Source organism: Massilia brevitalea, assembly GCF_030711405.1.
In the GTDB taxonomy this organism is placed as follows: domain Bacteria; phylum Pseudomonadota; class Gammaproteobacteria; order Burkholderiales; family Burkholderiaceae_D; genus Telluria; species Telluria brevitalea.
Genome location: NZ_JAULSI010000020.1, coordinates 43,401 through 69,550 on the forward strand (window position 1 = coordinate 43,401; position 26,150 = coordinate 69,550).

A 26,150-nucleotide genomic window follows, 5' to 3' on the forward strand; every position below is an offset into this window, starting at 1 on the left:
GCTAACGTACGCGCGCATTCACATGTTTTGACGTTAAGCGTATCGATATTTTCAAGGCACGAATGATCATCGGTACCATACCGCGTGGGCACAAGTGCCCACCCTACGAACCTCGGGCCTCGTACGATGACACTCGACAAACCCCGATCTGACCCACCTTCCCCTTTCTTTTCAAGGCTTGCCGCTGCGCACTTTTTCTCGATAATGCCATAATTACGCAACCCATTTGGCACGAGGCATCTTGAAAGTGAATCCGAAAACGAAGGCCGACCCGAACGCAGACGCGGCAGCACCAGCCGGCCGGTCGAAGACGAAGCTCATGATCATCGCGATCGCGGGCGTGCTCCTGCTGGGCGGCGGCGCCGGCGCGGGCTGGTTTTTCCTGCACGGCAGCGGCGATGCCGAGGCCCACGAGGAAGCGCCGAAGAAAAAGAAGAAGGCCAAGGAAGCCCACAAGGCCGAGTACATTCCGGTGGAACAGTTTGTGGTGAACCTGCAACCCGAGAACGGCGACCAGTATTTGCAGGTTCAGTTTACCCTGCAGGTGAATGGCCCGGAACAAGGCGCCCTGATCAAGGAAAACATGGTCAAGGTGCGCAGCCGCGTGCTGCTGCTGTTGTCGGGCAAGAAAGCGTCCGAAATCAGCACTGTCGAAGGCAAGCAGCAGCTGGCGTCCGAGATCAAGGCCGTGGTACAAGTGCCGTTCGAAGAAGAAGGCGACGAACAGGAAGTCTCCGACGTGTTGTTCACCTCGTTCATCATCCAGTAAAGAAACATCATGGCCGATAATTTCCTCTCACAGGAAGAAGTCGATGCCCTCCTCAAGGGGGTCAACGGCGATCAGGACGACATCTCCGCGCCTGAAGATACCTCGGGAGTCCGCACCTACAACCTGGCGACCCAGGAGCGGATCGTGCGCGGCCGCATGCCGACACTCGAGATTATCAACGAGCGTTTCGCGCGGCTGCTGCGCATCGGCCTGTTCAACTTCCTGCGCCGCAGCGCCGAGGTCTCGGTGGGCTCGGTGCGGGTGTCGAAGTACAGCGAATTCATCCGCAACCTGGTGGTGCCGACCAACCTGAACCTGATCCACATGAAGCCCTTGCGCGGCACCGCGCTGATGGTCTTCGATCCGGGCCTGGTATTCCTGCTGGTGGACAACCTGTTCGGCGGCGACGGCCGCTTCCACACCCGTGTGGAAGGCCGCGACTTTACCCAGACCGAGCAGCGCATCATCCTGCGCATCCTGGACATCGTGTTCGAGGCCTACGGCAAGTCGTGGGAACCGGTGTACCCGATCGAATTCGAGTACATCCGCTCGGAGATGAACACCCAGTTCGCCAACATCGCGACCCCGAACGAAGTCGTGGTATCGTCCACCTTCACCATCGAGCTCGGGCCGGTATCGGGCCAGATCCACTTCTGCATGCCCTACTCGATGATCGAGCCGATCCGCGATGCGCTGACGTCGAGCCTGCAGGGCGAGGCGCTCGAAGTGGACAAACGCTGGATCCGCCTGATGACGCAGCAGATCCAGATCGCCGAGGTCGAACTGGTGGCCGAACTCGGCCATGGCAAGGCGAATTTCGACGACATCCTCAACATGAAGATCGGCGACGTCATTCCGATCTCGGTTCCCGACACCATCCAGGCCACCGTCGACGGCGTGCCCGTGATGGAATGCACATACGGCGTCGCGAATGGGCAATATGCGCTGAAGGTCGAGAAATTGCTGGCAAATACCGACAGCTTCAATCAGGAGAAACACCATGTCTGACAACCAGGACGATCAACACCTCGACGACGACTGGGGCGCCGCGATAGCCGAGCAGGCCGCCGCCGAAGCCGCCGCATTGCAGAAGCAGCAGGCCGCCACGGCCGCCGTGTTCCAGGACTTCGGCGCCAGGAGTCCGCGCCCGGAAACGCCGAATGACATCGACTTCATCCTCGACATTCCGGTGCAACTCACCGTCGAACTGGGCCGCACGAAGATCGCGATCAAGAACCTGCTGCAACTGGCCCAGGGCTCGGTCGTCGAGCTCGACGGCCTGGCCGGCGAACCGATGGACGTGCTGGTGAACGGCTGCCTGATCGCCCAGGGCGAGGTCGTGGTCGTGAACGACAAGTTCGGCATCCGCCTGACTGATATCATCACGCCATCGGAACGGATCAGAAAATTGAATAAATGATGCCCACGCTTGCCCTCGCCCGCATGACCGGACATGGATGTCCGCAATTCTCCCTGTTACGCGGGTGCGGGGCGAGCGTGATGCTGGCGGCGGCCTGCTGGCTGCCGCTGGCGGCCTCGGCGCAGGCGCCGGCGGCCACCGCATCGGCAAGGCCTGCTGCTGCACAAGCGCCAACCGCCTCATCGGCCACTGCGCCGGCCAGCGCGCCGGCTTCCTCCGACGCCCAGGTCGATATCGTGCCGCCGGAACGCGCCACCACCGTCGGCGAAGTGCCGACCACGGCGCAGAACCCGGTGAACGACCCGCCCGCCACCGTCGTCCCTGCGGCCCCGGCCGCCATCCCCGGCACCCCGGCACGGCCCGCAACGATTCCCCAGCCCGCCCACGTTCCCTCCACCGGCATGCTGATGCAGACCATCTTCGCCCTGCTGCTGGTGCTGGGCCTGCTGGCGGCGCTGGCCTGGGCGGCCAAGCGCTGGGGGCCCAGGCTCACCGGCAATTCCGCCAACCTGCGCCTGGTCGGGGCGCTGAACATCGGCGGACGCGAACGCATCATGGTGGTGGAAGTGGGCAACCAGTGGATCGTGGTCGGCGCCTCGCCGGGACGCGTGAATGCGCTTGCCACGATGCCGCGGCAGGAGGCTGGCGTACAATCGGGCGCCACCTTGGCCGCCGATACATTGCCGGTCACGAATTTTTCCGACTGGCTCAAAAAGACGATCGACAAACGCAATGCGACATAAGACTTTCCTGCTGGTTGCCGGCCTGGCTGCCCTGCTGCCGCTGGCGGCGCTGGCCCAGCCCGGCATTCCGGCCCTGACCACCAGCCCCGCCCCGGGCGGTGGCACCGAGTACTCACTGCCGGTGCAGACGCTGCTCCTGATGACGGCGTTCACCTTCCTGCCGGCCGCGCTGCTGATGATGACGAGTTTTACCCGCATCATCATCGTGCTGTCGCTGCTGCGCCAGGCGATCGGCACCCAGACCGCGCCGCCGAACCAGGTGATGGTCGGCCTGGCCCTGTTCCTGACCCTGTTCGTGATGGGGCCGACCTTCGACAAGATCTATACCGAGGCCTATGTGCCGCTGCAGGAAAACCGCATCCAGATGACGGAGGCGATGAACCGCGGCGCCGCGCCCCTGAAGGACTTCATGCTGAAGCAGACGCGCCAGTCGGACCTCGCCATGTTCGCCAAGATCTCGCGCACGCCGGCCCTGCAGGGCCCGGAAGACGTGCCGCTGCGCGTGCTGATCCCGGCCTTCGTCACCAGCGAGCTGAAGACGGCGTTCCAGATCGGCTTCGCCATCTTCATCCCCTTCCTCATCATCGACATGGTGGTGGCCTCGGTGCTGATGGCGATGGGCATGATGATGATGTCGCCGGCCGTGATTTCGCTGCCGTTCAAGATGATGCTGTTCGTGCTGGTCGACGGCTGGCAACTGCTGCTGGGCTCGCTGTCCCAGAGTTTCAACTAGGAAGGCGGCGATGACTCCTGAATCCGTCATGACCCTCGGCAGGCAGGCCATGGAAATCACCCTGCTGGTGTCGGCGCCGCTGCTGCTGGTGGCGCTGATCATCGGCCTCGTCGTGAGCATCTTCCAGGCCGCGACCCAGATCAACGAAGCGACGCTTTCCTTCATTCCGAAACTGGTCGGCGTGTTCATTGCCCTGGTGGTGGCGGGGCCGTGGATGCTGTCGGTCATGCTCGACTACATGCGCCAGGTGTTCACCGGGATTCCCGGCATGGTCGGCTAGGTTCGCGTTCGATGCTGACCCTGACATCGGGCGAGATCAACGCCTGGATCGCGGGCCTGCTGTGGCCCCTGACGCGCATCCTCGGGCTGGTCGCCTCCGCCCCGGTGTTCGGCCACACCAGCGTGCCGGTGTCGGCAAAGGTGGTGCTCGGGGTGCTGCTTGCGCTGGTGATCGCACCCACGGTGCCGGCCCTGCCCGCCCTCGATCCGATGTCGTACGCCGGCCTGCTGATCCTGGTGCAGGAGCTGCTGATCGGGCTGGCGATGGGCTTTTCCATGCGCCTGGTCTTCGCCGCGTTCGAGTATGCGGGGGAACTGGCCAGTTCCACCATGGGTCTCGGTTTCGCTTCCTTCTTCGACCCCTCCACCCATGGCCGCTCGGCGGCGATCAGCCAGTTCATGTCGATGGTCGCGACCATGGCTTTCCTCGCCGTGAACGCGCACCTGGTGCTGCTGGCGGCCCTGTCCGAAAGCTTCATCAGCCTGCCGATCTCGGCCACGCCGCTGTCGCTGGCGGCACCGCTGGAACTGGTGCGCCTGGGCTCGCGCATCTTTTCGGCAGGGCTGCAGTTGGCGCTACCGATCATCGCCGCGATCCTGATTGTCAACGTCGCGCTCGGCATCCTGACCCGGGCGGCGCCGCAGCTGAACATTTTCGGGATCGGCTTCCCGGTTACGCTCGGGGTCGGGCTCCTGACCCTGAGCCTGAGCCTGCCCTACCTGGGTACGCCGATCGTCAACCTGTTCAACGAGGGAATCGAGGCTGGGCGGCGGCTCGCGCGGACCGCCGCCGACCGCCCCCCGGGGCCTGCGCCGGCAACCGGGCCGCGGGCGCTGCCTTAGCCGTCGAGCCCATGCTTACACAGGACCAGCCCGGCCATCGCACGCGACAGGCACAGACTGGCGCGCCTGCCTGTGACGTGCAGGCCCTCGATACCGATCGTGTGCAGGACAGCGCGGCCTGCCATTCCGACACGGCTGCCTGATTGTCCGTCCGCACGCCAGAAACATGTCCGCGCGCACACCTGATCAAAGCGGTATCATGGACTGTAAATACATGGTAAGCGCCGCACTGCACCTGCGCGGCGGTCCAGGAGAATCGCTTGAATCTCTCACCCCTGCCCCTTGCCGTCTTCGTGGTCGACGCCGCCGGCGTCATCACGAGCTGGAACCGGGCCTGCGAAATGCTCGCTGGCTACACGGTGTCGGACATCCGCCACCAGACCCTGGACCGCGTGGTCGAGTTCAACGACGCCGGCGGCGGCGTGTCGATGGCGGCGCGCGCCGATGCCGAATCGGTCGGCTTCCTGCTGTGCGCCAACGGCCACCGCCTGCCGATCCGCGTGACGGTGGCACCGCAATCCTACGATCCGGGCCAGCCCGGCGCCTACAGCGTGATCGTCATTCCGCGCAATGGCCATAGCCCGCCGCGCTATTCGCTGATCCAGGACTTGCCGGTGGCCGACATCATCGAAGGCCTGCCCTGCGTGTTCTATGTGATCGACCAGAGCGGTCACCTGCTGCTGTGGAACCACCAGCTCGAAGAAGCGCTGGAAATGTCGAGCGAGGAGCTGCCGACGAGTAACGTCAAGTTCTTCTTCGACGAAAAAGAGCGGCCCACGATCGTGCAAAAGATCCTGGACGCGTTCGACTACGGCAGTTCCTCGCACGAAGCCGAACTGATCAGCAAGCACGGCAAGCGCACCACCTTCCTGTTCCATTGCGCGCGCACCAGCCTGGGCAGCCTGCCCTGCATATTCGGCACCGGGCTCGACATCGAGGCACGCAAGCGCACCGAGCAGGGGCTGCGGGTGCGCGAGCGCGCAATGTTCTCGAGCGTGAACGCGATCCTGATCACCTGCTGCGAAGGCGGCGACAACAAGATCGAATACGTCAACCCCGCCTTCGAGCAGATTACCGGCTACACACTGGCGGAAATCAAGGGCCGCAACCCGCGCTTCATGCGCATCGAAGGCTGCGACGTGTCGGAACACAGGCGCATCCACGATGCGCTCGTGCACAAGGAAAGCGTGCGCTCGGTGCTGCGCAACGCACGCAAGAACGGCGAAGTGTTCTGGAACGACCTGCGCATCGACCCGGTGACGAACATCGATGGCGAGGTGACGCATTTCGTGGCGGTGATCAACGACATCACCGAAGCGCGCTATTACGAGCGCCGCCTGCACCACCTGGCCCACCACGACCCGCTCACCGGCCTGGCCAACCGCACCCTGCTGCAAGACCAGCTGAAGCAGGCGATCGACCATGCGTTGGAATATGGGGTGCTGGGTGCGCTGGCCTTTCTCGACCTCGACAACTTCAAGCACATCAACGACAACTTCGGCCACGAAGCGGGCGACGTGGTGCTGCAAGAAATTGCCAGCCGCCTGAAAGCGAACGTGCGCGAACACGACACGGTCGCGCGCGTCGGCGGCGACGAGTTCGTGCTGGTGATCAACGACCAGCCCAGCGCCGAGCATGTGGCCGACCTGGTCGAGCGCATCCGCCGCAGCGTGCGCGCGCCGATCGACGTGGCCGGCCGCGAAATCGTGCCCGGCACCAGCATCGGCGTCAGCCTGTTCCCGCTCGACGGTGACAGCGTCGACCGCGTGATGCGCGCCGCCGATGCCGCCATGTACCACGCCAAGGCCCTGGGCAAGAACAACGCCCAGTTCTATACGGCGGAGCTGAACCAGATCGTGCACCAGCACCTGATGCTGGAGGCAAGCCTGAGCCGCGCCATCCGCAACGACGAACTGATGCTCGGCTACCAGCCGAAGGTGGACCTGCGCACCGGCAAGGTGGTCGGGGCCGAAGCCCTGGTGCGCTGGCGCCATCCCGAACAGGGCATGATTTCCCCGGACGAATTCATTCCCGTAGCCGAGGAAACCGGCCTCATCGTGCCGCTGGGCGAGTGGGTGATCGCCGAGGCATGCGGCGCCCTGAAAGCCTTGCGCGCGCTCGGCATCGAAGACTTCGTGATTTCCGTGAATTTGTCGGCGCGGCAGTTACGCCAGCGCCAGTTTGCACGCCACCTGGCCGAGGTGCTGAAGCGCCACGGGGTCGACCCGCACATGCTGGAACTGGAAGTGACGGAAAGCCAGCTGATGGACCGGCCAGCCGAGGCGACGGAGGCGCTGGCCGAACTGAAGACGCTGGGCGTGCGCCTGTCGATCGACGACTTCGGCACCGGTTATTCGAGCCTGAGCCGCCTGCAGAAATTCCCGGTCGACTTCATCAAGATCGACCGGTCCTTCCTGGGCGGCGGCCTGCACGACGGCCATGCCGTGATCACGCGCGCCATCATCGCGCTCGGCCACAACCTGAAAATGAAGGTCATTGCCGAAGGTGTGGAAACCTTCGAGCAGCTCGCGTTCCTGCGTGCCCATCATTGCGACCAGATGCAGGGCTATTACTTCAGCGCCGCGCTGTCGCAAGAAAAATTGCAAGAGATGGTATGCAATGACGACAGATTACCAGCGTAAATACATTTGGCGTATCGAAAATTTTAATTCTTTGTAGAAATTCTTTACACTGTGCAACTATAGAAAGCGACAAAAAATCTAAGTTTCTGAATTTACAAGATAATTTCCAGTTGGCACGATGTTTGCTCAATAGGTAACGAAGTCCTTTTCGATACCTGTTCCAACTGGAGAAATAATGAAAGCAATGATCAAGCGCGCCCTTCCTGCCCTGCTGCTCGCCGCTGCGGCTTCCGCCAATGCAAGTGTTATTGAGCTAGGATCGGTCGACAAGAACTACGGCAGCGCAAAAGGCAATGTCAACCCGAATACCGGCATACGCAAGCCTTGCGACAAAGTGACGGGCAACGCAGTCACGGTCAAGGATACGGCGTCGGGCTGCACCAGGTTCAATGACGAATTCGATTTCAGCACGATCGATTACAAAAGCATCGACAGCTTCGACCTGACCTTAAGCTTCAGCAATACCAATGACTTCTTCAAGCTCGTCAACACGAAAACCTACGAAAACTGGTTCGTGGGCGTTGGCGACCAGGCCGATCATGTTTCGAGCAGCCTGATGAGCATGACCAAGAGCAACGCTGTCATCAGCCAGACCTTCCACATCGACGCTGCCAGCCACGCTGATGTATTCTCGAACATCGCCAGCAGCGGCAAGTTCTACCTGTCGTTCTACGACGAGTCGTGGGTCGTGAGCGACTTCACCCTGCGCAGCGCCAGCTTGCGACTCAACGGCTCGAACATTGCCGCCGACGTGCCGGAACCATCGAGCCTGGCCCTGTTCGGCGTGGCGATGCTGGGCGCCGCTTACGCTCGCCGCCGCCGCAATCAGCTGATGTAATTGAACAGCGACAGCCCCGACATGGTCTTGAACGACACCTGGGCTGCCTGCAAGGTTGACTGCTGGGTCGAGAAATCCGAAATGGCCTTGACCACGTCGAGGTCCTGCAGCTTCGAGAGGGTCGATGCGTACTGGACGCCCAGGTCGGCGCCGGCGCTCTCGAGGTAGTCCACTTCCTTCATCCGCGAACCGACCGAGGCCCGCGCCGACAGGATATTGTCGAGCGCGGAGCCGAGGTTTTCACCGGCCACCGTCAGCTTGTTGGTCAGTGCCGCGCGGCCGGCTTCGTCGTCGGTCGACGTGCGCAAGGCCGTCACCAGGTTCGACAGCGTCGCGAACACCGACTCCTTTTGCGCCGGCTTGACCTCGAAGCTGTCGCCGTCGGCAGGGCTGCCCTTGACGTCGAAGGACACCGCACCAACGGTGATCTTCTGGCCCTCGATATAGGGTTTGCCGCTGACCAGCTGCTCCGGCGGATCGGCCGTATTGTCGGTCACGGTATAGGTGGTCGCGGCCGGCGTTCCGGTTTGCTGAAACGACAGCGTGTACGCATGACCATTGAGCAGCGAAGGATCGACCACCGAGCCGCTGGTGGCCACCGCCGAGCCTTTGTTACCCGCGGCCATGACGGTCTGGTAGCTGCCGTTGCCGGTACGTGCGCCTTCGAACACCGCATTGCCGGTCTCGCTGATGGCCAGGGTGCGCGAGGCGCCCACTTGCAGCATGCGCTGGCCCTGGTCGCCCTGGTAGTCCGCACCGCCCTCGACCTCGACGAACGGTACCGTGGTGCTGCGGTAGCCGGAAAACAGATAATGGCCGCTACCGTCGGTACTGTTCGCCACACCCAGCAGATCCTGCATGCGCGCCTCGATTTCGCCGGCGATCTTCTCGCGGTCGCTCTTGTTGAGCGCGCCATTGCCGGCCTGCACCAGCAAGGTTTGCACATCCATCACCCGGTTGCCGCCTTCGTTCAGCGCCTGCTCCACCAGGGCCAGGGCGCTGGTGGCGCTGTTGCGGTTGGTGGCGTACTGGGTGTTGAGCGACTGTGATTGCGTCACCTCGAGCGCGCGCGCCGCGGCGATCGGGTCGTCGGCCGCAGTCAGGATGCGCGTATTGGCCGACAGCTGGTTTTGCGTCCTCGCCAGTTGCGACTGCAGCGAGTTGAGCTGATTCGTGGCGTTTTCATAGATGGTTCGGGTACTGATGCGCATGGTGTGCTCCGCTTGCGTTCCGGGTTCAGCGTGCGATCGACAGCAAGGTGTCGAAGATGCTGGTGGCAATTTGCATCACCTTGCCGGCGGCCTGGTAAGCCTGCTGGTATTTCATCAGGTTCGCCGCTTCCTCGTCCAGGTTGACACCTGAAACGTTCTCGGCCGAGGCCTGCACTTCCTTGAACAGCGCCTCGCTCGCGCTCGCGCTGACCTGCACTTCGCGCGTCTTGTTGCCGACCGAGCTGACGGTCTGGGCAAATGCCGACTGGAACGTGGCACTGCCATTATTCAGGATGTTTTTCGTTTGCAGCCCGGCCAGCGCCAGCATGTTGCGGGTATCGGCGCTGGCGCCGGTGTTGGCAGCGATACTGAAGCTGTCGGTATCCATGGGTGCGCCCGACAGCTTCACGCTCACGCCATTGAAGCTGTAGGTCGCGCCGGCCTTGAACGCGATATTGCCGTCGGCATCGGGCTCGGCCGCCTTGCCATCGACGGTCACCGCGGCCGGATCGGGAAATCCGGACAGCATGCCGCCGGCGTAGCTCAGCGTCACGGGCAGCGCCGGTGGCGCCGCGAAATAGCCGGCGTCGACGCTACCGGCGCTGATCTGGCCGCTTCCCTTGTTCGACTGCGGAACCGCGGTCGCCAGCGGCGCGGCGGCGGCGATCTGGCTCACGTCCGACAGCGCCAGCTGCAGGCTCGACGCACCGTTGGCGCTCGGGCGCACCAGGTAGCTGTCGCCGGCGATCGGGGTGCCGGAAAAATGGAAATCCACGCCGTCCTTGCTGAAGGTCGTGCCGTTCGCATCATAGGGATCGACCTTGGTGCGCTCCTTGTCGGACAGGCGCGTGACGTAGAAGCTGCTGCCGTCCGTCTCCACCCGGTAATCGCTGTCGGTAAGCAGCGCCGGGTCGGCGATGGCGGCATCGACAGCCGCCGTGGCCGGCCGCACGTTGGTCACGGCCGCCGCCACGTAGGCCTGGCCCGTCTTGAAAAAATCCTGGCCCTGTGCACGCGCCGGATCGATTCCGAGCTTGTGCTGGTCATTGAAGCTGGTCGCCAGGCCGATCGCCAGGCGGCCGACCGCGTTCTGCACGCGGTCCAGCGTGTTCGTGCGGAACTCCAGCAAGGCGCCGAGCTCGCCGCCGGCCAGCGCATTTTCCGGCAAGGCCACCGTCTTGTCGCCGGTAACATAGCCTACCGTCACGCGCGACAAGTCGGTCGGCGACTTCAACGCCGCCAGCTGGAACGACTGCTGGCCCATGACGAGCGGCTGGCCATTGCCGATCGAGACGTTCAGGGCATTGTTGTTCCCGACCGTGACGGTCGCCTTGACGTGCTGGTTCAGCTCCGTCACCAGCTGGTCGCGCTGGTCGAGCATGTCGTTCGGCTGCCTGCCTGTGCCATAACCGGCGATCTTGTTGTTCAGGTCTGCGATTTGCCGGGCGTAGGAATTGATCAGGGTGACGTTCGATTCGATCTGCGTATTGACGCCGGCATCAATTTCCTCGAGGCGCATGTCAATCTGCTGGAAGGTGCCGGCCAGCGAGGCGCCTGCCGACAGCAGCGACTGGCGCGACGCTGCCGACCCGCCGTTGGCACTGACGTCCTGCACTGCCGCAAAGAAGTTCTGCATCGCCGGTGACAGGCCCGAGGTGGTATTCGACAGCAAATTGTCGACCTGGCTGATCTGCGCGTAATAGGTGTCGAACGACGCCTTGCTGGCGCCTGCGGTGCGCACCTGGGTGTTCAGGAAATCGTCGCTGTAGCGCTTGATTTCGGCAATCTTGGTGCCGGTGCCAACGAATCCGGAGCCGGTCTCGACCGGGGTCGACGTGGCCTGCACCACGCCCTGGCGGCTGTAGCCGGCCACATTGGCGTTGGTGATGTTGTGGCCAGTCGTGCTGAGCGCGGCCTGGGCCGCGTACAAGCCTGTCTTGCCGATGCTGAGAAGGTTTCCGGACATGTCGTTTCTCTATTGATGTTGTCTTTTACGGCAAGTCGCGTCGAAACTTGAACGCCTTGCGTATGTCGTCATGCCAATGAGTTCTTGATAATCTTGCTCAGCTTGTGGCCGTAGTTCGGGTCGGTGGCATAGCCGGCGCGCTGCAGGCCGTGGGCAAATGCTTCGGGACTGCCTGCGCTGTTGATGACCTTTTCGTAACGTGGATTGTTCGCCAGCATGCGCGCGTAATCCTTGAACGAGTCGGCCGGCGTGTCGTAGGCGCGGAACTTTTCCACGCGGCGCTGGGCGACGCCGTTCACGTATTCGGTGGTCACGGCGGTGGCGACCTTGCCTTTCCAGCCAGGGCCGGCCTTGATACCGAACAGATTGTTGCTGTTCGTGCCGTCGGCGTTGCGGATCATGCGCTTGCCCCAGCCGGTTTCCAGCGCGGCCTGGCCCAGCATGAACTTGGCCGGCACGCCGGTGACCTGTTCGGCCGCGGCGGCGTGGGCGCCCAGCTTTTCCTGGAAGGCCTGCACGTGCGGCGCCTGGGTGCGGCCGCTGGCGCTGATGCCCTGGGTCTGCAGGCCCGCGTCCAGGCCTTCCTTGAGCGGACCGGCTTTTGGCTTCAGCGGAATCTCGAGCGCGGCGGCCACGCCGTCGCGGCCGACCGTGGTCGAGGCTTCGCTGCCGATGGCCAGCGCCTTGGCGTCGGTCTGCACCGACAGCTGGCGGGTCAGCACGTCGGCCAGGCCCATGCCGCGCTTGGCCAGGTTCTGGCTCAGCTGCTGGTCGAGCATCGAGGTGAACATCTTGGTCTGCTGGTTGTCCATCAGCCCATCCTGCGGCGTGGCGTCGCGCATGCTCTTCATCATCTGGTTGATGAACATGGCTTCGAACTGGGTCGCGGCGCCCTTCAGGGCGTCGGGCGAACCGGCTTTTGCCGATTGCTTGAGCGAACCGAGGCCTTGCGCGTCGAGCGCGAACTTGCTGCTCAGGTCGTTCGTGGATGGGCTGTTACCGATCATTGCGGGTCCTTAGATGATCTCGAGTTCGGCGCGCAGCGACCCTGCGGCTTTCAGGGCCTGCAAAATGGCCAGCAGGTCTTGCGGCGAAGCGCCGATCGAATTCATGGCCTTCACGACTTCCGCCAGCGAGGCGCCGCCTTTCACCAGCAGCACCTTGCCCGGGTCCTGCTTGATTTCCACGCTAGGCGTGGTGGTCACCGCGGTCTGGCCGCGCGAACCCGGCGCCGGCTGGCTGACGTTGGTGTCGGCGCCGATCGTCACCGACAGATTGCCGTGCGAAATGGCGCAGGTGTCGAGCGTGACGGCCTGGTTCATCACCACCGAACCGGTGCGCGCGTTCAGGATCACTTTCGCGGCGGCGGCGGCCGGCTTGACGTCGATGTTTTCCAGCAGGCCAATGAAGCTGACGCGGGCATCCGACGAAGCCGGGGTGCGCACGCGGATCACGCGGCCGTCGAGGGCGGTGGCGGTGCCGGCGCCGAACTGGTTGTTCACGGCCTCGACCACACGGCTGGCGGTGGCGAAGTCGGTGTTGTTCAGCTCCAGGCGGATCTGGTTGTTTTCGCCCAGGTTCGAGGCGACCGCGCGCTCGACGGTGGCGCCGGCCGAGATCTTGCCGACCGACAGGTGATTCACCTGGGTCTGCACACCGCCGCCGGCGGAGGCACCCACGCCGCCGACCAGCACGTTACCCTGGGCCATGGCGTAGACCTGGCCATCGGCGCCGTGCAGCGGGGTCATGAGCAAGGTACCGCCGCGCAGGCTTTTCGCGTTACCGATCGACGACACGGTGATGTCGATGTTCTGGCCCGGCTGGGCGAACGCCGGCAGCGAGGTCGTGACCATCACGGCCGCGACGTTCTTCAGCTGCAGCTGGCCGGTCGGCGGCAGATTCACGCCCTTCTGCTGCAGCATGGCGATGATCGACTGCACGGTGAACGGGGTCTGGCTGGTCTGGTCGCCGGTGCCGTCCAGGCCCACCACCAGGCCATAGCCCGACAGCTGGTTCTGGCGCACGCCGGCGATGCTGGTCATGTCCTTCAGGCGCTCGGCATGCGCCAGCGGCGCCAGGAAGGTAGACGTCGCGGTCAGGGCAGCGCACAGCGCCAGCAGCGGGAAATTCAAACGCATGATCACTCCGGAATCAGAAAGGCTTAGAACGGCAGCAGCGACTGGAAGAAGCGCGACATCATCGAGTTCATCTCGGCGCGGTCGAGCTGGCTGCTGGTGCGGTATTCCACGCGCGCATCGGCCACCAGGGTCGACGACACGACATTGCCGTTCTGGATGGTGTCGGGGCTGACCATGCCCGAGAAGCGGATGAACTCGATGCCCTTGTTCATCGCCACCTGCTTTTCGCCGGCCACGATCAGGTTGCCGTTCGACAGCACCTCGGTCACGGTGACGCCGATGGTGCCGGTAAAGGCATTGCTGGCGCTCTGGTTGTCGCCGTCGGCAAACTTGATGCCGCCTTCGGTGGCCACGTTCGCGCCCAGTTTCGATTGCAGCGGGCCCGGCAGGCCGAAGCTGGCACTGCCCGTCTTGTTGCCCGAGCTGGTGCCGGCTTTATTTGCCGAGGTCTTCTCGACGATGTTGATCGTCAGCAGGTCGCCGATCTGGCGCGCACGGCGGTCTTCGAACATCGGGCGGTAGCGCGCGGCGTTGTAGATGGCGCCGTCGGTCGGCGGCGCGACTTCGGCCAGGGCCGGACGGGCGCTGCGCGTTTCCTGCACGATCGAGCTGGGCGTGGTGGCGCAGCCGGCGATGACGACGGAGAACGTGGCGATGAAAGCGATTTTCTTCATGGTTGGACGTAAAAGAAGTCGGATTAGAGCTGGGCCAGTTTTTGCAGCATCTGGTCGGACGTCGTGATCGCCTTGCTGTTGATCTCGTAAGCCCGCTGGGTCTGGATCATGTTGACCATTTCCTCGACCACGTTCACGTTCGACGTTTCCACATAGCCCTGCATGATCACGCCGGCGCCGTTGGTGCCCGGGGTGTTCGCGTTCGGGTTACCCGAGGCGGTGGTTTCCAGGTACAGGTTCTCGCCTTTCGACTCCAGGCCGGCCGGATTGATGAAAGTGATCAATTGCAGGTTGCCGACCTGGGTGATGGCGGTGGAGCCGGCGGTCTTCACCGACACGGTGCCGTCGCGGCCGACGGTAATGCTCTCGGCATTCGCCGGCACGGTGATCGGCGGCTGCAGCGGGTAGCCGCTGGAGGTGACGAGCGTACCGTTGGCGTCGGTCTGGAACGAGCCGTCGCGGGTGTAGGCCTGGGTGCCGTCGGGCAGCAGCACCGGGAAGAAGCCGCCGCCATTGATCATGACGTCCTTCGAGTTGCCGGTTTCCTGCGGGTTACCCTGGGTGAAGATGCGCTCGGTCGAGACGGCGCGCACACCGGTACCGAGCTGCAGGCCGGATGGCAGGTTGGTTTGCTGCGAGGATTGGGCGCCTGGTTGGCGCTGGGTCTGGTAAAGCAGGTCCTCGAACACCGCACGCGACTTCTTGAAACCGTTGGTGCTGACGTTGGCGAGGTTATTGGTGATGACGTCGAGGTTGGTTTGCTGCGCCTCGAGACCGGTCTTGGCGATGTACAGCGAACGAATCATGGGTTTCTCCTGTTGGCGGCGGCGCTGGTGGCAACAACGCCCCACGCACAACAGAATTATGCTGGAGAAACACTTAGTTCAAAGCGAGGATCTGGCTGGCTTTCGCGGCGTTATTCTCGGCGTTCTTCATCAGGCTCATTTGCGTTTCAAAGGACCTTGCCAGGCCGATCATTGACACCATGGCATCGACCGCGTTCACGTTGCTGCCTTCCAGGGCGCCGCCGGCCACGCGCACGGCAGGGTCCGCCGGGGCGCTGCTGCCGTCCTTCATGCGGAACAGGCCATCGTCGCCGCGGGTGAGGCTGTTCTGGTCCGGGTTGACCAGCTTCAGGCGGCCGAGGATGACCGGGGCAGCCGGGCGCTCCACGTTGGAGATGGTGGAGATGGTGCCGTCGCCGCCGACCGTCACGGTCACGTCCGGCGGAATCGTGATCGGCCCGCCCTCGCCCATGATGGTCTGGCCGGAAGGCGTGGTCAGCACGCCGTTCGGGCTTGCCTGCAGGGCGCCGTTGCGCGTGTACGACTCGGTGCCGTCGGCGTTCTGCACGGCGATCCAGCCCGGGCCCTTGATGGCGACGTCGAGGTCGCGCCCGGTCATCTGCAGCGGGCCGGAACTGAAGTCGGCGCCGACGGTGTTGTTGACCACAAAGGTGCGGGTCGGCAGGCCTTCGCCCTGCACCGGCACGGCGCGGAAGGTGTCCAACTGGGCGCGGAAACCGGTCGTGTTCAGGTTCGCCAGGTTGTTCGAGGTCGTGGCCTGCTGCTCGAGGACGTGTTTGGCGCCGGAGGCGACGGTGTAGATCAAGCGGTCCATGTGTGTTCCTTCTGTATCGTGCCGGGTTATTTCTGTTCGTTGAACGCGTGGACGGGAAACCCGTCCACCCTACAAAAAACGGTTCGCCGTAGGGTGGACGGCTTCGCCGTCCACGCGTCCAACTAGCGGTCGATGGTCGATGCCCTACTTCGATTAACGCAGGTTCACCAGGGTCTGCAACACCGAATCCTGGGTCTTGATGGTTTGCGCATTCGCCTGGTACACGCGCTGCGCCGTGATCATGTTGACCAGCTCGGCCGTCAGGTCGACGTTCGAGGTTTCTACCGCCGACGACTGGAGCACGCCGAAGCTGCCCGAGTTCGGGGCGCCGATCATCGGAATGCCGGAATCGGACGACTCCGACCAGGCATTGTTGCCGAGCGGCTCGAGACCGTTGGTATTGGCGAAATTCGCCAGCACCACCTGCCCCATCGCTTTCGACTGGCCGTTGCTGTATTGGCCGAGGATGATGCCGTCGTCGCCGATCGAGAAGCGCTGCAGGCTACCGGCCGCGTAGCCGTCCTGGACCAGGCGCTTGTCGCTGGTGGTGGTGCCATACTGGGTCGTGCCGGTGAAGCTCAGTTCCATCGACTGGACCGGCGTCGAACCGGTGGATGGGAAGATCGGCAAATCGACCGTGAATTTGCCGCCATCGGTCGTGGCAGTCGCGTTGAGCGAACCATTCTGGTCGAAATTCAGGGTGCCGACCGATTTGGCCGGCACGCGCACCGCCGCCGCGATGGCCTTGTCGACCATGTCCGGCGTATTCCCGGCCACCTGCGCCGCCGTGCCCCCGGCATTGCGGATCGCCGCTTCCGCACCCGACTCGCGGCGCACCTCCGTCGCCGCCGCCGCGACCATCGCCGACGCCGCCGTGGCGTAGCGCGTCAATGCCGCCGTGATCGTCGCCTGCACCGGCGGAATCGCTTTCGATGCCGCGTCCCACTCGGCGCGTGCGGCGTTGACTTCCGCGAATTCGGCGGTATTGCCCTGTGCCGCCTGGGCTACGGTCAGGCTGTTCAGTTCGACACCGTCGTTCGCAACGAACACGTCCCAGCTGCCGGCCGTGTTCTTCACGTAGAAGGTCGACAGCACATGCGGGTTGCCGAGCGAGTCGTAGACATCGATCGGGGTCTGCTTGTTATAGCTGTTCGGATCGTTGGCGTCGAACGGGGTCACGGTTGGCGGCGCCGCGCGCGAATCGAGATTCATCTCGATGCCAATCTTGCTGGTCGTGACCGGCTTCAGGTCGGAGGTGCTGATCTGCAGCGGATTCGGCGCGCCGGCCAGTACGCCGCCGTTCACGCCGACGCCGTAGCCGGTCAGCTTGGCGCCCTGGGCGTTGACCATATAGCCTTCCTTGTCGAGCGAGAACTGGCCATTCCGGGTGTACTGGACCGCACCCGAGGATACGGTGCGGAAAAAGCCCTGGCCATTGATCGCCACGTCGAGCGAGTTGTTCGACGATTCGACATTGCCTTGGGTAAACTGCTGGGCGATCTGCGACACCTTGGTGCCAATCCCCGCGTTGACCCCGGTGGCGCCGCTGAGCGAGTTTGCATAGACGTCGGCGAACTGCGCCTGGGCGCTCTTGAAACCGACGGTGCTGGCATTGGCGATGTTGTTACCGATGACGTCCAGGGATTTGGCAGCGCCGTTCAAGCCGCTCAGACCTTGTTGAAAAGACATTTAGTTCTCCAGATAAGATAAAGGTAAGCGGCTCGGCTTACAGGACTTGTTTGATGTCGGCCAGGGTAATGGCGCCCTTGCCTGCGAGGTTGACCTTGACCCCGTCCTTGGTATTCGTGCTGACGCTGGCGACGCTGTCCAGGCTCAGGCCCTTGACGTCGGTGAGCGGCTGGCCACCGCGCGACGCTTCGATGCGGAAGCTGTAACCACCGTCGGCCAGCACCGCGGCGTCGACCGCATCCGAGCTGCCGTCCCAGGCCAGCGGCGTAGCGCCCGCCTCCATGGCGCCGAGGTCGATGGTGGCGACGTCCTTGCCGGTCCTGGGATCGCTGACCACCACCTTCACGCTGTCGGCCGCGGTGGCGAGTTCGACGCCGAACACCGATTTGCCGCCGGTAAGGTTGATGTTGTTGCCTTCGACCAGCACGCCGTGGCCGATCAGGTTCGTCGCCTGCATCGCTTCGCTCGACTGGTAGCTCGACTTCAGGCTTTCCAGGGTATCGTTCAGCTTGTTCACGCCGGTAACGGTCTGCAGCTGGGCCAGCTGGCTGGTCATCTGCGCATTGTCCATCGGGTTGAGCGGATCCTGGTTTTTCAGCTGGGTCACCAGCAGGGTCATGAACTTGTCGGTGTCGGCCTGGACGCTATCGGTGGCGCCCTTCTTCACGTTCATGGTCGACATCAAATCGTTGATGGTGGTGCCGGAGCCGGCGCTGTTTACGGTGGACATGGATCAGTCGCTCAGGTTATTGACCAAGGGTCAGCGTTTTCAGCAGCATGCTTTTTGCCGCGTTCATGGTTTCGACGTTGTTCTGGTACGAACGCGAGGCCGACAGCATGTTGACCATTTCGTCCACCGGGTTCACGTTCGGCATCGACACATAGCCTTTTTCGTCGGCCAGCGGGTTCTTCGGGTCGTAGACCTGTTTCAGCGGCGACGGGTCTTCGACCACTTCGCGCACCTTGACACCGGTGCCGCCGGTGGCCATCGGCACCGCCTCGAACACCACCTGCTTGGCGCGGTAGGCTTCGCCGCTGGCCGAGGTGGCGCTGTCGGCATTGGCCAGGTTGCTGGCCACCGTGTTCAGGCGCCGGGCCTGGGCGCTCATGGCCGAGCCGGAAACATTAAAGATATTAAAGAGCGACATGATTACTGCCCGTTCTGGATCGCCGCCAGCAGGCCGCGGATCTGGTGGTTGATCATCGTGATGCCGGCTTCGTAGCGCAGCGCGTTGTCGGCGAACTGGTTGCGCTCGACATCCATGTCGACCGTGTTGCCGTCAACCGCGCCCTGCACCACGCCGCGGTACAGCACCGGGGTGCCGTCGGGCAGTGTTTTGCCATCCGCCGCGCCCTGCATGTGCGCATTGTTGGTGGCGGCCAGGCCGCTGTTGCCGCTGCCTTTCGACAGTGCGCCCTGCATGGCGCTGGCGAAGTCGATGTCGCGGGCCTTGAAGTGCGGGGTGTCGGCGTTCGCGATGTTCGAAGCCAGCAATTCCTGGCGCTGCGAGCGCAGGGACAGCGCTGTTTCATTGAAGCGTAAGTAATTGTCGATTTTGCCGATCATGCCGCCTCCGGACCGATATCTTGTTGGGACAGCGTGAATCATACGTATGGGCAACACCAGCCAATCGAAGAAGCAGGAGCGCCAAACCCGGCTTATTCGAAGTTTCGGTGTGGCATCAAGCCACTTAAGATGGCGTCATTCAGAACCACGTTGGCTGCCATGTTCAAACGTTCGCTGCTGTTTTCCGCTGCTATCCTGTTGGCTGCGCCTGCCGCCTTTGCCCAGGCAACCGCCTCGCGCCAGGACGGCGCCGCCCTGCGCAAGGTGGCCGAACACTATCTGCAGGCGCAAAGCGCCGGTTTGCCAGGCAAGGTAAACGTCAAGGTGGGTGCGGTCGACCCGCGCCTGTCGCTGGCCGCCTGCCCGGCGCCGCAAGCCTTTCAGCAGCCCGGTGCCCGCCCTTGGGGCAAGACCACGGTGGGCGTGCGCTGCACGGCGCCGGTGTGGCAGGTGTTCCTGCAAGCACAGGTCAGCGTGCTGGCCGATTACGTGACCGCCGCCGTGCCCCTGGCCCAGGGCCAGGCGATCGACGCCGGGCAGCTGACAACGATGCAAGGCGACATCGCCGCCATGCCGAACGGGATCATCACCGACATGGCGCAGGCCATCGGCCGCACCCCGGTCGTATCGCTGCCGGCCGGGGCGCCGCTACGGCTCGATTCCCTGAAGAGCAAGCCGGTTGTGCAGCAGAACCAGACGGTCCGGATCGTGTCGCGCGGCGAGAATTTCTCGGTCACCGGCGAAGGCAAGGCCATCGGCAATGCCGGCGAAGGGCAAGTCGTGCAGGTACGCACCCTGCGCGGCGCGATCATCAGCGGTACGGCGCGCGCCGGCGGCATGGTCGAAGTGGCATTGTAAAAAAACCTCGTTTGAAAGGCTCCAAGCGCTAAAGTTTGTGGATGGAAAGCCGTTACACAGTGAGATCCCGGAGTTCCTGCTCCGACGCGAAAGGATAGGCTGTGAAAATCAACGACACCCTCAAAGGCGCGCAAGCCCTTCAGCAACAGAACCAGACCCAGGCCGCCGCCGCAAAGCAGGCCGAAAAAGCGGCTGCCAGTGCCTCGGTCCCGACCGACAGCGTACGCCTGTCGTCGCAAGCCCAGGGCGTGGGAGCAAGCGGCAAGGCGAACGAAGTGTTCGATGCCAAGAAAGTTGAACGTATTAAGATGGCAATTGCCGATGGGCAGTTCCAAGTCAATTCCGAAAGGATCGCGGACGGCTTGCTGGATACCGTGCGCGACCTGCTCCACTCACGCAACCGATAACGACCCATGACCCGTCCGCAAGCCACCCTCCCTGCCGAACACGAGCGCGTTGTCGCGCTGATCCAACTGATGAAGCAGGAACAGCAGCTACTGGTGGCGGCGGATGCGGACGCGCTGGCCGAACTCACTCCAGGCAAGGTCGTACTGGTACAGGAACTGGTGCAGCTGTCGCGCCAGCGCCATGCGACCCTGGGCGGGATGGGATTCGAAGCCGGCGAAGCGGGCATGGAAGCGTGGGTCGCATCCCATGCCGACGCCGCCACGCGCACGCAATGGTCGGGCTTGCTGACAGCCGCCGCTGAAGCCAAAGAGTTCAATCGCGTCAATGGCCTGCTGATCAACCGCCAGCTGGCGCACAACCAGACGGTGCTGCAGGCGCTGCGCACCCCTGCCGGCGCAGCTGAATCACCCTTGTACGGGGCGAAGGGACTGAGCTTCGGAGCGGGCGCGGGGCGCAGGTTCGTCTCGGTGTGATCTGACGTGTAACGAGGCGACAATGCTTGCCTGTGCGGCTGCCGTGTCAGGTCCGCATCATCATGCCGGCGGCTCGGTGTTGGCCGATTCCCGTGCAGGCGCCAACGTCGCACTTGCTCCAGCCCGCGATAAGAAATTCAACGATAGCAAATGCATTGTTCGGCTGCGATGACGCGATAGTGCACCCTCCTTTCCTCACCCGTGCGCAGCCCTTGTATAGTGACAACAACGTTGCTGCCATATCCATTGTCATTGACATTGATTTATGTCAACATCCAGCTCCTGAGCGTCGGGCAGCGTAACGAGTAATCCAAATGAGCAAGCAACAGTTCGTCTATGTATCCGAGAACGACATGCCGCTGGGGAAACCCTTGCCATGGGCGCTATATCTACGAACAGGAGAACTGCTTGCCGCGGCAGGGTTCGTCATCCCCGATACCACTGCACTGAACCGCATGCTGCTGGCCCGGCCCATGCGCGCCGCCCTTGCTGGCGACAAGCAAGGTGACCTGGTCGACCCCAGCGACGACAAAAACGGCAAATTTGCCTCCATCAGGGATCCGCTCCAGTCGCTGAAGCACAATGCCGAAGGCATGGTCCTGACCTTCCAGTTTCCAGGCGACTTCGAGGCGCGCTCGGCGCCAGTCGACTTCTATGGCCGCATTCCATTGCAGTCGATTATCGTGTCGGCGCCGGCGGTGCGCGCAGCCAATGGCCAGAGCTGGCAACACTTCGAAGGCTTGCCGATGACCGCGCAGGTCATCTTCGGACGCACGGTATGCGCCTTCAAGACCTCGCTGATGCGCTTTGCATCCTTGCCAAGCGGGCACCTGTTCCTGCGCTATCCGACCGAAGCGGTCAGCAAGCCGTTCCGCGAGTCCTTGCGTGTCGAGGTCAAGCTGCCCACCTCGATCACCCTCGTCGACGGCACAGTTCCGGGCATCATCACCAACCTGTCGAGCGGCGGCTGCGCGATTTCCACCGGCTTCGTGCTGGGCGATACCGGCACCGTCCTCAAGCTGGCGTTCCGCTTCAAGATCGGCGGCAGGACCCATACGGTGCAACTGAGCGGAACGATTCGCGGCATCAAGGGTCGGCTTTCCCAGCAGATGAGCTACGGCATTGCTTTCGACTCCGGGATGGATGAAAACACCGAGCTTGCGTTGAAATCCTTCGTCTACCAGCATCTTGCCGAAACCTGAGCCCGGCTATCCGACATAAGCCGGCCATCGCCGATGTTTTTTTTATAAAACTTTTATGGCTGGATTATAACTTTCAAGATACTATCTGTCGTTTCCTTCTTGAAAGTTTAAAAGTGGACAAGGGTCGAATCCAGCATATCGACGTATGGCGCTTTATCGCCATTACGATGGTGGTTGTCAGTCACCTGGTGCGCTTCCTGGACCCGTGGTATCAACACGCTTTTCCCGATATCCTGTCGGCGATACGAAAGTCCGGTCCGCTGGGCGTCCAACTATTCTTTTGCATCAGCGGCTATGTGATTTGCCGTGGCATGATGCGCGAAGCCGCGGCATCGGGAACCGTCAGCATGCGCGGTTTCTATATCCGGCGCGCTTACCGGATCCTGCCTCCATTGGCGGTGTATCTCCTCTGCATAGCCGTCCTGAATCACTTCGGTGTATTCGACCTGGGTATTGTCCAGTTCCTGAAGGTGGCTGTCTTCCTGTGCAATTTCCGTGAGCTCGGTCCTTCCTGCCCCTGGGAGATCGGCCATACCTGGAGTCTTGCCTACGAAGAGCAGTTTTATCTGATATTCCCATTGCTGTTCCTGGCCGGCCGCTATGTGCGTACCGCCAATGCTGCACTGAAAACGGCAGTGCTCGCCGCTTCCCTTGTCGTCCTTGCCCTGGTGTGGAAAAACAGCGCCATTACTACCTACCTGGGCTATATGCTCTTCATGCTGGCGGGATGCCTTTTTGCCCTGTATTGGGAAAAACTCGGGCCGCTGCTTGCCAGGCTTCCGCTGCTCGGGTGGCTTGCTATCGTGTTGCTTGTCCTTGCCATCGGCCTGCTTCCCCAGCCACTCGCGCTCAGGCGACTGCTTGCATTTGTCTTGCCGGTACTGATCTGTATTATCGTTTTCGGCACGCCGGTCCACCGCGCCGGCATCCGCTCATTGTTCACCAATGGGCGCCTTGCGCACGTGGGACGGATTTCGTATGGCATCTACCTCTGGCAACAGTTGGCCACCGCTAACCACGGTTTTTCGTCGCCATTCATGATGGCGCTGGCGCTTTCGGTATTGACTGTTGTACTTGCTCATTACTCTTACCGGTTTTTCGAACTGCCGCTGATCAAACGGGGAAATGCGCGGGCAGCCCGCCATGCTGCACCAACAACCACGCCTGAAGAAGGTCGGGAATATGTCGACGATGCGCCTGTAAAAATGGCCGCGTGAAATGGAACGTCCCGATATCAGATTTGCCCCTCGTTTCATACGGCCTGCCCCGTCATTTTGGCGTTCTGTCGCTTGAGCGAGCTTGCAGCGTTGGCCAGCTGTTATGTTCGGGTTTTTCGATAACAGGTCCATTGACATGTCCATGCGTTTTCTCCTTGCCGCCCTTGTGCTCGGCGCCAACGTCCAGGCGGCCGAGCCAGCGGGCAGCGGCCTCCAGGTTGTTCACGTCAGCGGATCGGCGCCGGGCCAGGCAATGGCCTGGCGCTATGAAGTGCTGCAGAAAGCACAGGCCGTATTCGCAAAGCAGGCCCCTGCCCAGGCGCCCGGTGCGCAGCTGAGCTTCCGGTTGCCGAAGATCGATCCGGCGCAAGAAGGTAACCAGGTCGAGATCGTCCTGGAGGATAAACGCCTTCCGCTCGCGATGGCCTCGGCCGCCAGCTTTACCTTGCCCGAGGACGGCGTGGTGGACGATGGCGATGCGATGGTCGTCGCCAACAAGGAATTCCCGAAAGGCAGCTTCTTGCATCCCAACATACAGGTGCGCTCACCCGGGCTGCCGGCGAATGTCGCGCGCATGGGCGACCTGCGCCTGGCCTGCATGGCCCAGGTCGCCATGGCAAAGGCCGAGAGCTTCAAGTTCCGGCTGGTGCTGGGCACCGTCGGCCTGTTTGCCGACCTGTGCGCCGAGATGGATGTGACGAGCATCGGCGTACCCATCCCTTCCTACGACACGGTCACGATCGAGGACGGCGAGCGCACGCTGACCTTCGCCAGATCGCACGACACCTTGCCACGGCTGGGCGAGAACAGCTGGTCGGATAATGCGCGCATCACTTATTCCTTGAGCGAGTCGGCCGAGAAATAAATCCGGCGACCTTGGAGTGGCTCCGGATGGCTTACCAGAATTCCTATCCAGGTTGTGGGTCTGCAGGCGGATGGTCACAGCCAGGTGGGTTCGAGAACCCGCCCTACGAAAACCTTGCAGTTACGCAAGTTCTCTACTGTATAACAGGCACACAGTATTCCTTGGTCTATTTTTTTGACGGAGGAATCGATGCGCCACCTTGCCATTCACACTGCCTGCACCCTGCTGCTGGCTTGCGCCCTGCCCGCTCATGCCAACATCGCCGTCAGCGTCACGCCCGAGCAGCGTTCGCTCGGCAAGGGCGACGAGGTCAACGTCACGGTCACGCTGACGAATACCGGCTCCACGCCGCAGCGCCTGCTGAAATGGCGCACGCCCTTCGTGCCGGCCGAACATGCCCTGTTCCAGATCACGCGCGACGGCCAGCCGGTGCGCTACCTCGGGCGCCACGTGAAGCGTGCGGCGCCGCTTGACGCGGACTACATCGTGCTGGCGCCGGGTGAATCGCGCAGCGCCCGGGTTGAACTGTCGAGCCTGTACGAGATGGCGGTGACCGGCGCCTATTCGGTGCGCTACCTGACCAGCAACGCGGCGCCGAGCGCCAAGGCCGGCGCCGGAACGCAGATCCTGGTCGGCGACCTGGCCTCGAACCCGGCCGCCATCTGGATCGAGGGCCGCCTGCCGCGCGGCACGGTGATGCCGCAGTTGTCGGCCCTGCCTGCGGCCAGTGCCGGCCTCACCTTCAGCTCGTGCTCGAATGCCCAGCAAACCTCGATCACGAATGCCTTTGCCGCCGGCACGGCGATGGCGGCCGATGGCCTGGAGTACCTCACCAGCCGCAAGCAGCAGGGCCAGCGCTACGTCAACTGGTTCGGCCCGCATGAAGCGACGCGCGTGGCCACGGTAACGAGCAACTTCAGCGCGATCAAGGACGGCTTCGAGACCAAGCCGGTGAAGGTCGACTGCGGCTGCAACGAGCCCTATTTCGCCTACGTCTATCCGGCCCAGCCCTACAACATCTACGTGTGCCGGGCCTTCTGGACGGCGCCGCTGACCGGCACCGATTCGATGGGCGGCACCCTGCTGCACGAGATGAGCCACTTCAATGTGGTGGCGGGAACCGATGACCACGTGTACGGGCAAAGCGGCGCGGCCGACTTGGCGCGGACCTCGCCCGAGCGTGCGATCAACAATGCCGATTCGCACGAGTATTTCTCGGAAAACACCCCGGCATTGAACTGATCGGGCGGCCGATGTGACGAAGCCGGCTCCAGGAGCCGGCTTATTTATTCGCCTTTTATTCGCTTTTTATTCGCTATTTGCCGGAGTGGGCAAAGGTGGTCGGCCTGGCGGGGCTTTCCGCCAACCGGTCCGGCTTGTTCACATCGGTGAGGAAGGGGCCGGCGTAACCGATGTTATAGGTGTGCCGGCCCGCCTTGAATGCGTACGAGGGCGTGATGTCGATCGTGCTCTTCAGGGTCTTGCCGGGTTCGACGGCCTGGTAGTCGGCAGCCGTCAGGGCGGCGCGTTTCACCATCTTGCCGGTGTAGTCGAGCGGGCGGTTATCGAAACCGCGCACGTCGAAGCGGCGCCCGGTCAATTCCTTTCCTTCCGCGATTTCGCGTGGGATCCAGATCGTTTGCTTGCCGTAGTTGAAGACCGTCAGGTGCACCAGCACGCGGCCGTTGTTCGATTCGATGTCGATGGTCTGCTTGACGTTCACTCGGTCGGCTCCGGCGGCGCCCGCCAGTGCGGGGAGAAGGCTCAGCGCGGCCAGGGCGGTGAACAGAAAGGGTCTGCGTTGCATGATTACTCCGTGAGGCTGGTCTCATGCATTGTGCGGGCGGGAGCGGGATTTGCCAAGGTGTGATGGTGGCGAGCGGTGAGACCGCGTGGGCACAAGTGCCCACCCTACGAACTCTGCTGTTGTAGGGTGGGCACTTGTGCCCACGCGGTATAGAATGTTTGAGTGAAAGAAAATTTCACCAAAGCCGC

At 62.8% G+C, this 26,150-nt stretch carries 28 protein-coding genes; 16 read left to right on the forward strand and 12 right to left on the reverse strand.

Features of this window, described 5'->3' with window-relative positions:
* Window positions 1–247: 247 nt before the first annotated feature.
* The 9 genes from fliL (at window position 248) to QWL29_RS14240 (ending at window position 8,267) form a co-directional block, all read left to right on the forward strand.
* A complete protein-coding gene (fliL, locus tag QWL29_RS14200) occupies window positions 248–769 on the forward strand; it encodes a flagellar basal body-associated protein FliL (RefSeq protein WP_370663701.1) in 522 nt (173 codons plus the stop codon).
* A 9-nt stretch (window positions 770–778) separates the two neighbouring features.
* Entirely contained in the window at window positions 779–1,777 is a 999-nt protein-coding gene (gene fliM, locus QWL29_RS14205) for a flagellar motor switch protein FliM (RefSeq protein WP_305823533.1), read from the forward strand.
* The gene (gene fliN, locus QWL29_RS14210) at window positions 1,770–2,189 is read left to right on the forward strand and encodes a flagellar motor switch protein FliN (RefSeq protein WP_305823534.1); all 420 of its coding nucleotides are present in this window, start codon (window positions 1,770–1,772) and stop codon (window positions 2,187–2,189) included. Before fliM ends, fliN begins: the two co-directional genes overlap by 8 nt.
* Entirely contained in the window at window positions 2,186–2,932 is a 747-nt protein-coding gene (gene fliO / locus QWL29_RS14215) for a flagellar biosynthetic protein FliO (protein ID WP_305823535.1), read from the forward strand. Before fliN ends, fliO begins: the two co-directional genes overlap by 4 nt.
* The gene (gene fliP, locus QWL29_RS14220) at window positions 2,922–3,665 is read left to right on the forward strand and encodes a flagellar type III secretion system pore protein FliP (RefSeq protein ID WP_305823536.1); all 744 of its coding nucleotides are present in this window, start codon (window positions 2,922–2,924) and stop codon (window positions 3,663–3,665) included. Before fliO ends, fliP begins: the two co-directional genes overlap by 11 nt.
* A gap of 10 nt (window positions 3,666–3,675) precedes the next feature.
* Complete coding sequence (fliQ, locus tag QWL29_RS14225) at window positions 3,676–3,945, forward strand: flagellar biosynthesis protein FliQ (protein ID WP_305823537.1); 270 nt, start codon at window positions 3,676–3,678, stop codon at window positions 3,943–3,945.
* An 11-nt stretch (window positions 3,946–3,956) separates the two neighbouring features.
* Window positions 3,957–4,787: a flagellar biosynthetic protein FliR gene (gene fliR, locus QWL29_RS14230; RefSeq protein ID WP_305823538.1), complete on the forward strand. Its 831-nt coding sequence runs from the start codon at window positions 3,957–3,959 to the stop codon at window positions 4,785–4,787.
* Window positions 4,788–5,047: 260 nt separating this feature from the next.
* Complete coding sequence (locus tag QWL29_RS14235) at window positions 5,048–7,429, forward strand: sensor domain-containing protein (protein ID WP_305823539.1); 2,382 nt, start codon at window positions 5,048–5,050, stop codon at window positions 7,427–7,429.
* Between the two features lie 184 nt (window positions 7,430–7,613).
* Window positions 7,614–8,267 (forward strand): PEP-CTERM sorting domain-containing protein, encoded by a 654-nt coding sequence (locus QWL29_RS14240; protein ID WP_305823540.1) that lies wholly within the window; start codon window positions 7,614–7,616, stop codon window positions 8,265–8,267.
* Here QWL29_RS14240 and flgL read toward each other — a convergent pair.
* From flgL to flgB, 11 genes are all read right to left on the reverse strand, one after another.
* Entirely contained in the window at window positions 8,255–9,478 is a 1,224-nt protein-coding gene (gene flgL, locus QWL29_RS14245; protein ID WP_305823541.1) for a flagellar hook-associated protein FlgL, read from the reverse strand. The genes QWL29_RS14240 and flgL overlap by 13 nt on opposite strands.
* Window positions 9,479–9,503: 25 nt before the next feature.
* Window positions 9,504–11,444, reverse strand: coding sequence for a flagellar hook-associated protein FlgK (gene flgK / locus QWL29_RS14250; protein WP_305823542.1), 1,941 nt, complete (start codon window positions 11,442–11,444; stop codon window positions 9,504–9,506).
* A gap of 68 nt (window positions 11,445–11,512) precedes the next feature.
* Complete coding sequence (gene flgJ / locus QWL29_RS14255) at window positions 11,513–12,451, reverse strand: flagellar assembly peptidoglycan hydrolase FlgJ (RefSeq protein ID WP_305823543.1); 939 nt, start codon at window positions 12,449–12,451, stop codon at window positions 11,513–11,515.
* Window positions 12,452–12,460: 9 nt separating this feature from the next.
* Complete coding sequence (locus QWL29_RS14260) at window positions 12,461–13,582, reverse strand: flagellar basal body P-ring protein FlgI (RefSeq protein WP_305823544.1); 1,122 nt, start codon at window positions 13,580–13,582, stop codon at window positions 12,461–12,463.
* Window positions 13,583–13,605: 23 nt separating this feature from the next.
* Complete coding sequence (locus QWL29_RS14265) at window positions 13,606–14,256, reverse strand: flagellar basal body L-ring protein FlgH (RefSeq protein ID WP_305823545.1); 651 nt, start codon at window positions 14,254–14,256, stop codon at window positions 13,606–13,608.
* 23 nt (window positions 14,257–14,279) lie between these two features.
* Window positions 14,280–15,062 (reverse strand): flagellar basal-body rod protein FlgG, encoded by a 783-nt coding sequence (gene flgG, locus QWL29_RS14270; RefSeq protein ID WP_305823546.1) that lies wholly within the window; start codon window positions 15,060–15,062, stop codon window positions 14,280–14,282.
* Between the two features lie 73 nt (window positions 15,063–15,135).
* Window positions 15,136–15,876, reverse strand: a complete 741-nt coding sequence (flgF, locus tag QWL29_RS14275) for a flagellar basal-body rod protein FlgF (protein ID WP_305823547.1) — start codon at window positions 15,874–15,876, stop codon at window positions 15,136–15,138.
* Between the two features lie 153 nt (window positions 15,877–16,029).
* Complete coding sequence (locus tag QWL29_RS14280) at window positions 16,030–17,565, reverse strand: flagellar hook protein FlgE (RefSeq protein ID WP_305823548.1); 1,536 nt, start codon at window positions 17,563–17,565, stop codon at window positions 16,030–16,032.
* Between the two features lie 37 nt (window positions 17,566–17,602).
* Window positions 17,603–18,295, reverse strand: coding sequence for a flagellar hook assembly protein FlgD (locus QWL29_RS14285; RefSeq protein ID WP_305823549.1), 693 nt, complete (start codon window positions 18,293–18,295; stop codon window positions 17,603–17,605).
* 16 nt (window positions 18,296–18,311) lie between these two features.
* Window positions 18,312–18,713: a flagellar basal body rod protein FlgC gene (gene flgC, locus QWL29_RS14290; protein ID WP_305823550.1), complete on the reverse strand. Its 402-nt coding sequence runs from the start codon at window positions 18,711–18,713 to the stop codon at window positions 18,312–18,314.
* Between the two features lie 2 nt (window positions 18,714–18,715).
* Window positions 18,716–19,132 carry a flagellar basal body rod protein FlgB gene (gene flgB, locus QWL29_RS14295; RefSeq protein WP_305823551.1) on the reverse strand — a complete coding sequence of 139 codons (417 nt, stop codon included), beginning with the start codon at window positions 19,130–19,132 and terminating at the stop codon, window positions 18,716–18,718.
* 159 nt (window positions 19,133–19,291) lie between these two features.
* Here flgB and flgA point away from each other — a divergent pair, with 159 nt between their 5' ends.
* The 7 genes from flgA to QWL29_RS14330 all read left to right on the forward strand — a co-directional run bounded on the left by flgA (window position 19,292) and on the right by QWL29_RS14330 (window position 25,397).
* Window positions 19,292–19,990, forward strand: coding sequence for a flagellar basal body P-ring formation chaperone FlgA (flgA, locus tag QWL29_RS14300; RefSeq protein ID WP_305823552.1), 699 nt, complete (start codon window positions 19,292–19,294; stop codon window positions 19,988–19,990).
* A gap of 101 nt (window positions 19,991–20,091) precedes the next feature.
* Window positions 20,092–20,397, forward strand: coding sequence for a flagellar biosynthesis anti-sigma factor FlgM (gene flgM, locus QWL29_RS14305; RefSeq protein ID WP_370663702.1), 306 nt, complete (start codon window positions 20,092–20,094; stop codon window positions 20,395–20,397).
* Window positions 20,398–20,403: 6 nt separating this feature from the next.
* The gene (locus QWL29_RS14310) at window positions 20,404–20,871 is read left to right on the forward strand and encodes a flagella synthesis protein FlgN (RefSeq protein ID WP_305823553.1); all 468 of its coding nucleotides are present in this window, start codon (window positions 20,404–20,406) and stop codon (window positions 20,869–20,871) included.
* Between the two features lie 314 nt (window positions 20,872–21,185).
* On the forward strand, window positions 21,186–22,073 hold the full coding sequence (locus QWL29_RS14315) for a PilZ domain-containing protein (protein WP_305823554.1): 888 nt from the start codon (window positions 21,186–21,188) through the stop codon (window positions 22,071–22,073).
* A gap of 113 nt (window positions 22,074–22,186) precedes the next feature.
* A complete protein-coding gene (locus QWL29_RS14320; protein WP_305823555.1) occupies window positions 22,187–23,290 on the forward strand; it encodes an acyltransferase family protein in 1,104 nt (367 codons plus the stop codon).
* Window positions 23,291–23,432: 142 nt separating this feature from the next.
* Entirely contained in the window at window positions 23,433–24,155 is a 723-nt protein-coding gene (locus QWL29_RS14325) for a hypothetical protein (protein ID WP_305823556.1), read from the forward strand.
* Window positions 24,156–24,344: 189 nt separating this feature from the next.
* Window positions 24,345–25,397 carry a M35 family metallo-endopeptidase gene (locus tag QWL29_RS14330; protein WP_305823557.1) on the forward strand — a complete coding sequence of 351 codons (1,053 nt, stop codon included), beginning with the start codon at window positions 24,345–24,347 and terminating at the stop codon, window positions 25,395–25,397.
* Window positions 25,398–25,470: 73 nt separating this feature from the next.
* On the opposite strand, the gene QWL29_RS14335 is transcribed toward QWL29_RS14330, so the two are convergent.
* A complete protein-coding gene (locus tag QWL29_RS14335; RefSeq protein ID WP_305823558.1) occupies window positions 25,471–25,962 on the reverse strand; it encodes a hypothetical protein in 492 nt (163 codons plus the stop codon).
* Window positions 25,963–26,150 lie beyond the last annotated feature (188 nt).

What these genes read in the sequence shown, in the direction of transcription:
- fliM (WP_305823533.1), top strand. Translation starts at nt 779, where the DNA reads ATGGCCGATAATTTCCTCTCACAGGAAGAAGTCGATGCCCTCCTCAAG.
- fliN (WP_305823534.1), top strand. Translation starts at nt 1,770, where the DNA reads ATGTCTGACAACCAGGACGATCAACACCTCGACGACGACTGGGGCGCC.
- fliO (WP_305823535.1), top strand. Translation starts at nt 2,186, where the DNA reads ATGATGCCCACGCTTGCCCTCGCCCGCATGACCGGACATGGATGTCCG.
- fliP (WP_305823536.1), top strand. Translation starts at nt 2,922, where the DNA reads ATGCGACATAAGACTTTCCTGCTGGTTGCCGGCCTGGCTGCCCTGCTG.
- fliQ (WP_305823537.1), top strand. Translation starts at nt 3,676, where the DNA reads ATGACTCCTGAATCCGTCATGACCCTCGGCAGGCAGGCCATGGAAATC.
- fliR (WP_305823538.1), top strand. Translation starts at nt 3,957, where the DNA reads ATGCTGACCCTGACATCGGGCGAGATCAACGCCTGGATCGCGGGCCTG.
- QWL29_RS14240 (WP_305823540.1), top strand. Translation starts at nt 7,614, where the DNA reads ATGATCAAGCGCGCCCTTCCTGCCCTGCTGCTCGCCGCTGCGGCTTCC.
- flgL (WP_305823541.1), bottom strand. Translation starts at nt 9,478, where the DNA reads ATGCGCATCAGTACCCGAACCATCTATGAAAACGCCACGAATCAGCTC.
- flgK (WP_305823542.1), bottom strand. Translation starts at nt 11,444, where the DNA reads ATGTCCGGAAACCTTCTCAGCATCGGCAAGACAGGCTTGTACGCGGCC.
- flgJ (WP_305823543.1), bottom strand. Translation starts at nt 12,451, where the DNA reads ATGATCGGTAACAGCCCATCCACGAACGACCTGAGCAGCAAGTTCGCG.
- QWL29_RS14260 (WP_305823544.1), bottom strand. Translation starts at nt 13,582, where the DNA reads ATGCGTTTGAATTTCCCGCTGCTGGCGCTGTGCGCTGCCCTGACCGCG.
- QWL29_RS14265 (WP_305823545.1), bottom strand. Translation starts at nt 14,256, where the DNA reads ATGAAGAAAATCGCTTTCATCGCCACGTTCTCCGTCGTCATCGCCGGC.
- flgG (WP_305823546.1), bottom strand. Translation starts at nt 15,062, where the DNA reads ATGATTCGTTCGCTGTACATCGCCAAGACCGGTCTCGAGGCGCAGCAA.
- flgF (WP_305823547.1), bottom strand. Translation starts at nt 15,876, where the DNA reads ATGGACCGCTTGATCTACACCGTCGCCTCCGGCGCCAAACACGTCCTC.
- QWL29_RS14280 (WP_305823548.1), bottom strand. Translation starts at nt 17,565, where the DNA reads ATGTCTTTTCAACAAGGTCTGAGCGGCTTGAACGGCGCTGCCAAATCC.
- QWL29_RS14285 (WP_305823549.1), bottom strand. Translation starts at nt 18,295, where the DNA reads ATGTCCACCGTAAACAGCGCCGGCTCCGGCACCACCATCAACGATTTG.
- flgC (WP_305823550.1), bottom strand. Translation starts at nt 18,713, where the DNA reads ATGTCGCTCTTTAATATCTTTAATGTTTCCGGCTCGGCCATGAGCGCC.
- flgB (WP_305823551.1), bottom strand. Translation starts at nt 19,132, where the DNA reads ATGATCGGCAAAATCGACAATTACTTACGCTTCAATGAAACAGCGCTG.
- flgA (WP_305823552.1), top strand. Translation starts at nt 19,292, where the DNA reads ATGTTCAAACGTTCGCTGCTGTTTTCCGCTGCTATCCTGTTGGCTGCG.
- QWL29_RS14310 (WP_305823553.1), top strand. Translation starts at nt 20,404, where the DNA reads ATGACCCGTCCGCAAGCCACCCTCCCTGCCGAACACGAGCGCGTTGTC.
- QWL29_RS14315 (WP_305823554.1), top strand. Translation starts at nt 21,186, where the DNA reads ATGAGCAAGCAACAGTTCGTCTATGTATCCGAGAACGACATGCCGCTG.
- QWL29_RS14325 (WP_305823556.1), top strand. Translation starts at nt 23,433, where the DNA reads ATGCGTTTTCTCCTTGCCGCCCTTGTGCTCGGCGCCAACGTCCAGGCG.
- QWL29_RS14330 (WP_305823557.1), top strand. Translation starts at nt 24,345, where the DNA reads ATGCGCCACCTTGCCATTCACACTGCCTGCACCCTGCTGCTGGCTTGC.
- QWL29_RS14335 (WP_305823558.1), bottom strand. Translation starts at nt 25,962, where the DNA reads ATGCAACGCAGACCCTTTCTGTTCACCGCCCTGGCCGCGCTGAGCCTT.